This is a genomic window from Pseudomonas sp. AC532 (genome assembly GCF_979258965.1).
Genome location: NZ_OZ409888.1, coordinates 3,914,153 through 3,925,660 on the forward strand (window position 1 = coordinate 3,914,153; position 11,508 = coordinate 3,925,660).

Consider the following 11,508-nt stretch of genomic DNA (forward strand, 5'->3'; position numbering starts at 1 on the left):
CGGAGCCTGATCCATGACCCGCCCCCTTGTCCTGTTTGCCCTGCTCGCCAGCCTGCTGCCGCCGCTGGCGAGTGCCCACAGCCCGCCCCAGCGCTGGGTCAGCGCAGGGGGCTCGCTCAGTGAATGGGTGGTGGCGCTGGGAGGTGAAGGCAAGCTGGTCGGCGTCGACACCACCAGCCAGCACCCGGCCGCTCTGCAGAAACTGCCGAGCGTGGGCTACCAGCGCCAGCTGGCCGCCGAAGGCATTCTGGCCCTGCGCCCTGACGTGCTGCTCGGCACCGAGGAAATGGGGCCGCCGCCGGTGCTGGCGCAACTGGCAGCCGCAGGCGTGAGGGTCGAGGCATTGTCGGCGGCTGCCGATCTGCAGGCGCTGCACGGCAACCTCAAACGCATTGGCGCCTTGCTGGGTGATCCGGAACGCGCCGAACGGGTATTCAGCGATTATCAGGCGCGCCTGGGGGAGCAGGCCGGCTGGGTCGCCAAGGCACAGGCCGAGGTCGCGGCACCGACCGTGCTGTTGTTGCTCGGCCATGCCGGCAGCAGCCCCATGGCTGGCGGCCAGGACACCGCAGCGGCATGGATGATCGAGCGCGCGGGCGGCCGCAACCTGACCACCCACGATGGCTACAAGGCGTTGTCTACCGAAGCGTTGCTGGCGCTGGACCCGGAGGTGGTGATTTTCGCCGATCGCCGGTTGAGCGGTGACGAAGCCAGGCAGGCGCTGCTCAGGCAGAACCCGGCCCTGGCAGCGACCAAGGCCGGACGGGAAGGGCGCCTGGTGGCGATCGACCCGACCCTGCTGGTCGGCGGTCTCGGTCCGCGTGTACCGGCGGGGCTCATCGCACTGTCCGCGGCCTTCTATCCTGGGCGCGCGCCGCTTCCTGCCGCTACCCCATGAAACCGGTAATCAGCCCCCGCTCTCTGTTCATCGCGCTGGGCCTGCTGCTCGCGCTCGCATTATGGCTGTCGCTGGCGCTCGGCCCGGTCAGCCTGCCGCTGGGCGATACCCTGCAGGCAGCGCTGCGCCTGACAGGCTTGCCGCTGGACGGCCAGGGGTTGCAGCAGGCCGAGCTGATCCTCGGCCAGATCCGCATGCCGCGCACCTTGCTGGGCCTGGCCGTCGGCGCCGTGCTGGCGCTGTGTGGGGTGGCGATGCAGGGGCTGTTTCGCAACCCGCTGGCCGATCCCGGGCTGATCGGCGTGTCCAGCGGCGCTGCGCTTGGGGCGGCTGTCGCGATTGTCGGTGGAGCGGCGCTGGGCGGCGTTCCCGAGCTGTTCGCGCCTTATCTGCTGTCGCTGTGCGCCTTTCTCGGCGGCCTGACGGTGACCGCACTGGTCTATCGCCTGGGGCGTCGCAACGGCCAGACCAGCGTGACCACCATGCTGCTCGCCGGCATCGCTCTCAATGCGCTGGCCTTCGCCTGTATCGGGCTGTTCACCTACCTGGCCGATGACGCCACCTTGCGCACCCTGACCTTCTGGAACCTCGGCAGCCTCAATGGTGCCAGCTACGCTCGGCTGTGGCCGCTGCTACTGGTCACGCTGGCCGTGGCGCTGTGGTTGCCGCGTCGAGCTCTGGCGCTGAATGCCCTGCTGCTCGGCGAATCCGAGGCGCGCCACCTGGGCGTTGCGGTCGAGCGCCTGAAGCGCGAACTGGTGTTCTGCACCGCGCTGGGTGTCGGCGCGGCGGTGGCCGCGGCCGGCATGATCGGCTTCATCGGCCTGGTGGTGCCGCACCTGGTGCGCCTGCTGGTCGGGCCGGATCACCGGGTGCTGCTGCCGGCCTCGGCACTGGCCGGTGCCAGCCTGTTGCTGCTCGCCGACCTGTTCGCGCGGCTGATCCTGTCGCCGGCCGAATTGCCCATCGGTATCGTCACCGCGCTGATCGGCGCGCCATTCTTTCTGTATCTGCTGCTGCGGGGGCGCACCTGATGCTTCGTGCGCATCGGTTATCCGTCTCGCGGGGCGACAAGCGAGTGCTTGCCGACATCGACCTGCAGTTGCAGCCCGGCCAAGTGCTCGGCGTACTCGGCCCGAACGGCGCAGGCAAAAGCACGCTGCTGGGTGCCCTGTGCGGTGAGCTGAGCCCGGCCAGCGGCGAGGTGTGGTTCGGCGACCGGCTGCTTGGCGACTGGCAGGGCGTGGAGCGCGCGCGGCGCCTGGCGGTGCTGCCACAAAGCTCGTCGCTGAGCTTTGCCTTCGCGGTTCGCGATGTGGTGATGATGGGGCGCATGCCCCACGACACCGGGCGGGCGCGCGACGCGCAGATCGTTCGCGACGCGCTGCAGGCCGCCGATGCCGGTCACCTGGCCGAGCGCAGCTACCTGGAGTTGTCCGGCGGCGAACGCCAGCGTGTGCATCTGGCGCGCGTGCTCGCGCAGTTGTGGCCGGGTGGCGCGCAGCAGACGCTGCTGCTCGACGAACCCACCTCGATGCTCGACCCGCTGCACCAGCACACCACGCTGCAGGCCGTGCGGCGCTTTGCCGAACAGGGCGCAGCGGTGATGGTGATCCTGCATGACCTGAACCTGGCCGCGCGCTATTGCGACCGGCTGTTGCTGCTGCACAACGGGCGGGCCCATGGCAGTGGCACGCCCGCCGAGGTGCTGCGCGCCGAGCCGCTGCACGCGGTATTCGGCCTCGAGGTGCTGGTGCAGCAGCACCCCGAGCGCGGCCACCCACTCATCGTTGCCCGCTGAGGAGCCCCCATGCGAAACCTCCTGTTGTGTGCCGTGCTGATGCTCGGCGCTTGTCAGAGCCAGCCAGCGCTGGCCCCCGTGCCCGCCTGGCAAAGCCCCGAGGGGCGCGCGCATGCCGAGCTGGGTCAGATTCACGACCTGCACAGTGGCGAACGGCTCACGCCCGAACAACTGGTCGAGCGGCTGGCCGGGGCGCCGCAGGTGCTGGTTGGCGAACAGCATGACAATACCGATCACCATGCGCTGCAGTTGTGGCTGTTGCGTGCACTGGAGCAACGTCGCGAGCAGGGCAGCCTGCTGCTGGAAATGCTCGCCTCGAGCCAGCAACCGCAGGCCGACGACGTGGCGATGCAGCTGCGTGAAGGCCGGCAGATCGATGACCTCGCCAAGGCGCTGGAGTGGACCAATGGTTGGCCCTGGGCGCTCTATGGTCCGCTCGTGCGCCATGCCCTGGCCCAGGATTACGGGTTGCGCGCGGCGAATCTCGACCGCGCCGAGATCATGGCCATCTATCGCCAGCCGCCCGCCCTGTCGGGCAAGGCCTCGACGGCCGCCACGGTGCGCGAACCGTTGCTGGCACACATTCGCGAGGCCCATTGCGACAAGCTGCCGATCAGCCAGTTACCTGCGATGTTGGCGGTGCAGCAACAACGTGATCGGCGCATGGCCGAGCGCCTGGTCGCCGCACCCAAGCCGGCAATGCTGCTGGCTGGCGCCTATCACGTGCGCCGCGACCTTGGCGTGCCGCTGCACCTCGCTGATCTGGGAGGCGCGGGCGGCGTGCAGGTGCTGATCCTCTCGGAAGTCGGCAAGCCGGTGACGGCGAAGCAGGCGGACTACGTCTGGTACACCGCCGCCTTGCCGGCCGAGGATCACTGCGCGCGATTGCGCTAGCCACCCCCTTGCAGGTGGACGACGCTTTGTCCGTCCACCGATGGTTAACCGCGGGGGTGGATGAAAACAGCGTCATCCACCTACGGGGGCGGGCTCGGTCAGAAGCCTTCGAGCACGATCTTGCCTTTGGCGGTGCCGCTCTCCAGCAGCGCGTGGGCGCGGCGCAGGTTCTCGGCGTTGATGGTGCCAAAATGTTCGCCCAGGGTGGTTTTCAGGGTGCCGGCATCCACCAGATCGGCGACGCGGTTGAGCAGGCGGTGCTGTTCGAGCATGTCCGGGGTTTCGAACAGCGAGCGAGTGAACATCAGCTCCCAGTGCAGGGAAATGCTCTTGCGCTTGAGCTTCATCACGTCCAGCGGCTGCACCGGATCGTCGATCAGCGCCAGGCGGCCCTGCGGCGCCAGGGCTTCGATCAACTGGTCATAGTGCTGGTCGGTCTGCGTCAGGCTGGCCACATGGGTGACGTGGGCGATGCCGAGGCGCGCCAGTTCCTCGCTCAGCGGCAGGCTGTGATCGATGACGTGGTGGGCGCCCAACTCGCGTACCCAGGCTTTGGTCTCTGGCCGCGAGGCGGTGCCGATCACGGTCAGGCCGGTGAGCTGCCGCGCCAGTTGCACGAGCATCGAGCCGACGCCGCCGGCCGCACCGACGACCAGCAGGCTCTGGCCCTGGTCGGCCGTGCCGTCGGCCACCTGCAGGCGGTCGAACAGCAGCTCCCAGGCGGTGATCGCGGTCAGTGGCATGGCCGCGGCTTCGGCGAACGGCAGGCTGCGTGGCTTGCGACCGACGATGCGCTCATCCACCACGTGCAACTCGCTGTTGGCGCCCGCGCGGTTGATGGCGCCCGCATAGGACACCTCGTCGCCCACCTTGAACAGCGTGACGTCGCTGCCGATTGCCTTGACCACGCCGGCGGCATCCCAGCCGAGCACCTTGGCCTGGCCGGCTTCCGGGGCGACGTTGCGGCGGATCTTGGTGTCCACCGGGTTGACGGAGATGGCCCTGATCTCGACGAGCAGGTCACGCGAGCCGGCTGTCGGCGCATCCAGCTGGACGTCCTGCAGGGCCTGCGGGTTATCGATGGGCAGTGACTGGTGGTAGGCGACGGCTTTCATGGGTTTCCTCGGAATCAGGCGATACGGTTCAGGGGTTGCAAGGCGACACCCAGCAGCGCGTCGCCGCAGGTGGTCTTGAAGTGGCGGTAATGATCGGTGGCCTGATGAAAGGCGAGGGCGGCGCTGTCCTGCCACTGCTCGATCATCACGAATACATCGGTATCGTCCTGGTGACGATGCAGGTCGTATTGCAGGCAGCCGGCTTCGGCACGGCTGGCACTGACCAGTTGGCGCAGTCCGGCTTCGACGGTGTCGGCCTGGCCGCTGAGGGCGGTGATGGTGGCGACCAGTGTCAGGGTCATGGTGAGGCTCCGCTATAAGGTGAGCCCATGCTCGTTTATTTGCGTGGCGAGAAAAACAGCGTGCAAGTAGAGTCTCTTTCAATATTTTTTTGAAAGTGAGCCGCTGTGTTGCGTCTGGATGATCTGCAGGTATTCGTGCGCACTGCTGAAGTCGGCAGCCTGTCGGCGGCCGCGCGGCTGCTCGATATCTCGCCCGCAGTGGCCAGTGCGGCGCTGAAACGCCTGGAGCAGGCGTTGCAGGTGCGCCTGTTTGCCCGTTCGACTCGCAGCCTGCGCCTGACGGCCGAAGGTGAAGCCTACCTGGTGCATGCCCGCCAGGTGCTGCAGAGCCTGGAGGCCGGGCGCCAGCAACTGGCCGGCAGCCGATCCGCGCTCAGCGGCCCGCTACAACTGTCGGCGCCCTCCGACTTCGGGCGTAACACCCTGCTGCCTTGGCTCGACAGCTTCATGCACAGCCATCCGCAGGTACAGTTGCGCCTGCTGCTCGGCGACCGGGTGACCGATCTGTTTCGCGAGCCGGTGGACATCGCCCTGCGCTATGGCGCCCCGGAAGATTCCAGCCTGGTGGCGTTGCCCGTGGCACCCGGCAACCGCCGCGTGCTGTGTGCCGCGCCTGCTTACCTGCAGGCCCGTGGCGAGCCGCAGCAGATCAGCGACCTGCGCGAGCACAATTGCCTGATCTACATGCTCGGCGGGCGCGCCTATGAGCGCTGGCGGTTCCACGCGGCCGATGGCGAACACAGCCTGCAGGTGGCCGGCGACCGGCTCAGTGACGACGCCGACGTGGTGCGGCGCTGGGCGGTTGCCGGTGCCGGCGTGGTGTACAAGTCCTGGCTGGACGTGGCTGGTGACGTGCAGGCCGGGCGCTTGAAGATTCTGCTGCCCGCGGTGCTGGGCGAGCCGACGCCGCTCAATCTGATCTGCGCCCACCGCGAGCAATTGAGCAAACCCGTGCACCTGCTACGCGAGTTCGTGCAGGCGCGCTGTGCCGAGTTGCTGGCGCAGGCGCCCTGGGCTCGCTGAACGCCGTCCTGCGTGCGCAGAGGGTTCCGCCACCTGCCGCTCGTGATACAACCTGAACCCGTACCGGGCTGCGGCAATCCACCGCAGTACCTGATGAGCCATAGCCCCTAGAATCGCCGTCCATGAACCTGTCCCGCTCCGATCGCTCGTTGCTCGCCTGGGTGCTGTATTTCAGCGTCCTGTTCAGCGCGTTCGCCTGTGCCATCGGCCACGGGCAGATGACCGGCCTGCAGCTCAGCGGGATGGACGGCGGCTACTGCGCTCTCGATGCCAGCGGCAATGGCAGCATGGGCATGAGCGGCGTCGACGCGGGAATGCCGATGCCGTCGACTGGCCCGGGCTGCCCGCTGTGCTCCACCTTCGTCGCCCTGGCGCTGGCTGCCTTCTTTGGCCTGTTGGGCCTGGCACCACGCATTCGCCCGGGCAACCCCCGGCCTTGCGCCGAACCCGGTGCGGCGGTGCGATACCTCTGGCCTTCCGCCAATCCCCGCGCGTCACCCTTCATCGCCTGACCTCGTTTCGCTGACATTGCCTGCCGCGTTCCTTGCCGAGGCGGCAGTTCACTATGCACAGATCGGGCTCACGATGAAAAACTCGACTCCATCCTTCTACAACCTGGCCTGGCGCTGGCATTTCTACGCTGGCCTGTTCGTCATTCCGTTTCTGATCATGCTGTCGCTGACCGGCATCATCTACCTGTTCAAACCGCAGCTCGACCAGCTGATGTACGCCGACCTGCTGCAGGTCGAGGCCAGCGGCCCTTCGCTGACTGCCGATGAAATGCTCGGTCGGGTCCAGGCGGTGTACCCGCAGGGCAGTGTCAGCCAGTACCTGCCTCCGGTGGACGCCGACCACAGCGCGCAGTTTGTCGTCGGGGTTGGCGAGCGCACTCGCACTGTATTCCTCGACCCCTACAGCGGCGCCATCCTCGGCACCCAGGATGCCCACTACAATCTGCAGGCGTTGGCGCGGGCGGTGCACGCCGACCTGCTGATCGGTACGCCGGGCGATCGCCTGATCGAACTGGCGGCCGGCTGGGCAGTGGTGCTGGTGGTCTCTGGCCTGTATCTCTGGTGGCCGCGGGGCAACAGCAGGGCGGGCGTGTTGTGGCCGCGGTTGTCGGCCCGTGGCCGGTTGTTCTGGCGCGATGTGCATGCAGTGACCGGTTTCTGGGGCGCCTTGCTGTTGCTGTTCATGCTGCTCACCGGCATGACCTGGACGGGCTTTTGGGGCAAGCAGTTCGCCGGCGCCTGGAATCACTTTCCGGCAGCCATGTGGGACAAGGTGCCGACCTCGGAGCGCCAGGTCGGCGAGCTCAACCAGAGCCACAAGCAGACCGTGCCCTGGGCACTTGAGAATACCCCGCTGCCCGAGTCCGATCCGCACGCGGCGCACAACGGCGGCGCCATGCCGGCCTCCACCGCCAGCCCGACCGTGGGCCTGCAGCAGGTGGTCGATATCGCCAGCGATCGCGGTGTGCATCCGGGCTACAGCATCACCTTTCCCACCACGCCCACGGGTGTTTACACCATCGCGGTGTTCGCCGACGACCCGCGCAACGACGCCACCCTGCACATCGACCAGTACAGCGCCGCCGTGCTGGCCGATGTACGCTGGCGCGATTACGGCCTCGTGGCCCGCACCGTGGAAAGTGGTGTGATGCTGCATCAGGGCAAGCTCTACGGCCTGCCGCACCAACTGTTCATTTTCGTCGTGTGCCTGTTGATTCTGCTCAGTTCCGTCAGCGGCCTGATCATGTGGTGGAAGCGCCGCCCCAGTGGCCGCCTGGGCGTGCCGCCGCTGCGCCATGACCTGCCGCGCTGGAAGGTCGGCGTGGCGATCATGATCGGCCTGGGCGTGCTATTCCCGCTGGTCGGCGCCTCGCTGCTGCTGATCTGGCTGATTGATTTCTTCGTGCTGTCGCGCATCGGTATGCGGCGCACGGCCTGATTTCCGGCCGCGCCGTTTGGCGCGGCTTCAACCTTCATTCGTTTCTGGAGTGCAACCATGTACCTGAAGAAAATCGTAATTGCTGCCGTACTGCTGGGCACCAGCCTGCTGGCCAACGCCCATGAATACGACGCCGGTGAGTTGCATATCGAGCATCCCTGGTCGCGGGAAATGCCGCCGGTGGCGCCGACCGCTGCCGCCTATTTCGTCGTGCACAACAAGGGCGACGCCGATGACCGCCTGCTCACCGTCGAAACGCCGGTGGCCGGCAAGGCGGAGATTCACGAGCATGCCCACGTGGGCGGCATGATGAAGATGCAGCAGGTGCAAAACGTGCTGATTCCCGCCGGCGGCGAAGTGAAGTTCGCGCCCATGGGTTACCACGTGATGTTGTTCAACCTGAAGCAGCAGGCCAGGGAGGGCGAGCGCTTCCCGCTGACCCTGACCTTCGAAAAGGCCGGCAAGGTGCAGGTTGAGGTCGCCGTGCAGAAGGATGAGCCGGCCGCCGAAGGCGGGCATGAGCACCAGGGTCACTGACCCAGCGGGCCCAAAACGTAGCCTGAGTTGAGCGAAGCGATACCCAGGGATTGGCCGACCCGGGATTTGCCTCCCTCGACGCCTGGCTACAGGCCCTCACACCAACCGCGCATCCAGGCTGTTCTGCGCCAGGCGCCTGGCCTGCTCTTCGCTCATGCCCAGGCCCTGGTGCAGAGCCGCGAAGTTTTCGGTGACGTAACCGCCGAAGTAGGCCGGGTCATCCGAGTTGACGGTGACCTTCACGCCGCGCTCGAGCATGTCGAGGATGTTGTGCTGGCCCATGTGCTCGAACACGCAGAGCTTGGTATTCGACAGCGGGCAGACGGTCAGCGGAATCTGTTCGTCGATGATGCGCTGCATCAGGCGCTCGTCTTCGCTGGCGCGCACGCCGTGGTCGATACGCACGACCTTGAGCAGATCCAGCGCCTCCCAGATGTACGCGGGTGGGCCTTCCTCGCCAGCGTGCGCCACGGCATGCAAACCTTCGCTGCGGGCCTTGGCGAACACCCGTTCGAACAGCCGCGGCGGAAAGCCCTGTTCGGAACTGTCCAGGCCGACGCCGATGAAGGCATCGCGAAACGGCATGGCCTGCTCCAGGGTCTGGAAGGCCTGCTCTTCGGGCAGGTGACGCAGGAAGGCGAGGATCAGCCCATGGCTGATGCCCAGCTGTTTTTCGCCATCCAGCAGCGCCTGCTGGATGCCGCGCAGCACCACCTCGAAGGGAATGCCTCGGTCGGTGTGGGTCTGCGGGTCGAAGAACGGCTCGGTGTGCACCACGTTCTGCGCCTTGCACTTGAGCAGGTAGGCCCACGTCAGGTCGTAGAAATCCTGCTCGGTGCGCAGCACGTCGGCGCCGCGGTAATACAGGTCGAGGAATTCCTGCAGATTGTTGAAGGCATAGGCCGCGCGCAGCGCCTCGACATCGTTCCAGGGCAGGGCGATGTGGTTGCGCTCGGCCAGTGCGAAGAGCAGCTCAGGCTCCAGCGAGCCTTCGAGGTGCAGGTGCAGTTCGGCCTTGGGCAGGGCGTTGAGCCAGTCGTACATGGGGGCAATCTCGTTCAGCAGACGTAAGCCGTCAGTTTACCCGCATGCGGCCAGGGCTGCGGCTGCAGTGCCCAGATGGTATGAATTATTTACCGGATGTTGCAGTCCGAGCAGGATCGAGGTCTTTCTGCAAGGAACCCCCCATGTTAGGTGCCATCAAGCAGGAATACTGGCTGCTGCTGGCGGTACTCGCCGCGGTCATCGCGCTGCCGATGGAGCATGCGCTGCTGGGGCATGGCCAGAGCGTCGCGCTAATGGGTGCAATCGCGCTGATCGGCTCCATCGTCTGCGCGTCGCTGCGGGTCGCTCATCATGCCGAGCAACTGGCAGAACGCGTCGGTGACCCCTACGGCACCATGATCCTCACCCTCTCGGCGGTGCTGGTCGAGGTGGTGATCCTGGCGATCATGATGAGCAACGAGGCATCGCCGACCCTGGTTCGCGACACCATCTATTCGGCGGTGATGCTCGACATCAACGGCATCCTCGGGCTAGCCGCGCTGATGGGCGGGCTCAAGCACGGCGAACAGTCCTACAACGACGATTCCGCGCGTAGCTACAGCGTGATGATCCTTACCGCCATGGGCATCTCCATGGTGGTGCCCGAATTCATCCCGGAGGCGGACTGGAAGGCGTATTCGATGTTCACCATCGGCGCCATGCTGGTGCTGTATGCCGTGTTCCTGCGCATGCAGGTCGGCCCGCACAGTTACTTCTTCAGCTACGCCTACCCGGAGAAGAAAAAACGTGGCGGTGAAGAGCACGGGGGGGGCGAGGAACAGGTCAATGTCGGCTGGTCGATCGGCGTGCTGGTGTTTGGCGTGGTGGTGATCGGCGTGCTCGCCGAGGTGATGTCCCAGGCGCTGGATGTCGGTCTGCGAGGCACCGGCGCGCCTCCGGTGCTGACCGCCATCGTGGTGGCGGGCATTTCCGCCGCACCGGAAATCCTCACCGCGCTGCGGGCGGCGCTGGCCAACCGCATGCAGTCGGTGGTCAACATCGCCCTCGGCGCGTCGCTGTCGACGGTGATCCTGACCGTGCCGGTGATGGAGGCCATGGCCCTGTACAGCGGCCAGCCGTTCCAGATGGCCATGACCCCGGTGCAGACGGTGATGGTGTTCATCACCCTGATCGTCTGCGCCATCAACCTCAATGACGGTGAGACCAATGCCATCGAGGGCATGACCCACTTCGTGCTGTTCGCCACCTTCATCATGCTGGCGATGCTCGGGTTGTAAGCCGGCTTACCAGGCGACGCGCTGGCCCTGGTAATCGACGAAGTGGTGGCCGCCCTGGCCGGCAAAGCGCTCGACCTGCTCGACCAGGCCACGGCAGCTGTCGGCCACTTCGACCATCGCGCCATCTCCGCCCATGTCGGTCTTCACCCAGCCTGGGTGCAACGACAGCACGGTCGGGCGCGGTTCCGGCAATTCACAGACGAAGCTGTTGGTCAGCGAGTTGAGCGCTGCCTTGCTGGCCTTGTACAGCGCCAGGTTGTTGCCTTCCGGATTGGCCACGCTACCCAGCGCCGAGCTCATGAACGCCAGCACACCAGTGTTCGGGCGCAACTGGCCGACCAGGCGCTCTGCCAGGCGAATCGGCGCCGCCACGTTGGTCATGAACAGCTGGCCCAGTTCCTCGGCGGTGGCCGCCGCAGCGGATTGATGGCTCGGGCCGAGAATGCCGGCGTTGACGAACAGCAGATCAAACACCTGACCATCCAGGCGTTGCTCCAGCGCGCCCAGCGCGGCGGCATCGTCGATATCCAGCGACTCGATGCTCACGCCCCGCAGCGCCTGCAGAGCGGTGGCGCGGACCGGGTCGCGCACCGTGGCAGTGACCTGCCAGCCATTGGCGTGCAGCTGACGTACCAGGCCCAGGCCGATGCCGCGCGAAGCACCGATGATTAAAGCGGTCATGTGGGGCATGGCGAAAACTCCGAGC

General features: G+C 66.5%; 13 protein-coding genes. 9 read left to right on the top strand and 4 right to left on the bottom strand.

The genetic code is table 11. The features are described from left to right. Positions 1–13: 13 nt before the first annotated feature. Genes ACZ0AV_RS18180 through ACZ0AV_RS18195 form a run of 4 tightly spaced genes read left to right on the top strand, consistent with a single transcriptional unit; the run spans position 14 to position 3,593 of the window. On the top strand, positions 14–898 hold the full coding sequence (locus ACZ0AV_RS18180; RefSeq protein WP_499152328.1) for a heme/hemin ABC transporter substrate-binding protein: 885 nt from the start codon (positions 14–16) through the stop codon (positions 896–898). After that, positions 895–1,932, top strand: a complete 1,038-nt coding sequence (locus tag ACZ0AV_RS18185; RefSeq protein WP_499152329.1) for a FecCD family ABC transporter permease — start codon at positions 895–897, stop codon at positions 1,930–1,932. Before ACZ0AV_RS18180 ends, ACZ0AV_RS18185 begins: the two co-directional genes overlap by 4 nt. Continuing rightward, the gene (locus ACZ0AV_RS18190) at positions 1,932–2,699 is read left to right on the top strand and encodes a heme ABC transporter ATP-binding protein (protein WP_499152330.1); all 768 of its coding nucleotides are present in this window, start codon (positions 1,932–1,934) and stop codon (positions 2,697–2,699) included. The genes ACZ0AV_RS18185 and ACZ0AV_RS18190 overlap by 1 nt, the downstream gene beginning before the upstream one ends. A 9-nt stretch (positions 2,700–2,708) precedes the next feature. Next, positions 2,709–3,593 carry a ChaN family lipoprotein gene (locus ACZ0AV_RS18195; RefSeq protein ID WP_499152331.1) on the top strand — a complete coding sequence of 295 codons (885 nt, stop codon included), beginning with the start codon at positions 2,709–2,711 and terminating at the stop codon, positions 3,591–3,593. A 98-nt stretch (positions 3,594–3,691) separates the two neighbouring features. Here the strand turns inward: ACZ0AV_RS18195 and ACZ0AV_RS18200 are convergent, their stop codons facing one another. Beyond that, positions 3,692–4,708: a zinc-binding alcohol dehydrogenase family protein gene (locus tag ACZ0AV_RS18200; protein WP_499152332.1), complete on the bottom strand. Its 1,017-nt coding sequence runs from the start codon at positions 4,706–4,708 to the stop codon at positions 3,692–3,694. Positions 4,709–4,722: 14 nt separating this feature from the next. Further along, the gene (locus ACZ0AV_RS18205; RefSeq protein WP_499152333.1) at positions 4,723–5,010 is read right to left on the bottom strand and encodes a putative quinol monooxygenase; all 288 of its coding nucleotides are present in this window, start codon (positions 5,008–5,010) and stop codon (positions 4,723–4,725) included. Between the two features lie 105 nt (positions 5,011–5,115). Between ACZ0AV_RS18205 and ACZ0AV_RS18210 the strand changes: the two genes are divergently transcribed. The 4 genes from ACZ0AV_RS18210 to ACZ0AV_RS18225 all read left to right on the top strand — a co-directional run bounded on the left by ACZ0AV_RS18210 (position 5,116) and on the right by ACZ0AV_RS18225 (position 8,520). Further along, on the top strand, positions 5,116–6,033 hold the full coding sequence (locus tag ACZ0AV_RS18210; RefSeq protein ID WP_499152334.1) for a LysR family transcriptional regulator: 918 nt from the start codon (positions 5,116–5,118) through the stop codon (positions 6,031–6,033). Positions 6,034–6,155: 122 nt separating this feature from the next. Further along, a complete protein-coding gene (locus tag ACZ0AV_RS18215; RefSeq protein ID WP_499152335.1) occupies positions 6,156–6,545 on the top strand; it encodes a DUF2946 domain-containing protein in 390 nt (129 codons plus the stop codon). Between the two features lie 73 nt (positions 6,546–6,618). Then, a complete protein-coding gene (locus ACZ0AV_RS18220; RefSeq protein ID WP_499152336.1) occupies positions 6,619–7,983 on the top strand; it encodes a PepSY-associated TM helix domain-containing protein in 1,365 nt (454 codons plus the stop codon). Positions 7,984–8,040: 57 nt separating this feature from the next. Further along, entirely contained in the window at positions 8,041–8,520 is a 480-nt protein-coding gene (locus tag ACZ0AV_RS18225; protein ID WP_499152337.1) for a copper chaperone PCu(A)C, read from the top strand. 96 nt (positions 8,521–8,616) lie between these two features. Here the strand turns inward: ACZ0AV_RS18225 and ACZ0AV_RS18230 are convergent, their stop codons facing one another. Further along, positions 8,617–9,564: an adenosine deaminase gene (locus ACZ0AV_RS18230; protein ID WP_499152338.1), complete on the bottom strand. Its 948-nt coding sequence runs from the start codon at positions 9,562–9,564 to the stop codon at positions 8,617–8,619. Between the two features lie 143 nt (positions 9,565–9,707). Between ACZ0AV_RS18230 and ACZ0AV_RS18235 the strand changes: the two genes are divergently transcribed. Beyond that, positions 9,708–10,802 carry a calcium:cation antiporter gene (locus ACZ0AV_RS18235; protein WP_499152339.1) on the top strand — a complete coding sequence of 365 codons (1,095 nt, stop codon included), beginning with the start codon at positions 9,708–9,710 and terminating at the stop codon, positions 10,800–10,802. Positions 10,803–10,808: 6 nt separating this feature from the next. Here the strand turns inward: ACZ0AV_RS18235 and ACZ0AV_RS18240 are convergent, their stop codons facing one another. After that, a complete protein-coding gene (locus tag ACZ0AV_RS18240) occupies positions 10,809–11,492 on the bottom strand; it encodes an SDR family oxidoreductase (RefSeq protein ID WP_499152340.1) in 684 nt (227 codons plus the stop codon). Positions 11,493–11,508: the final 16 nt, after the last annotated feature.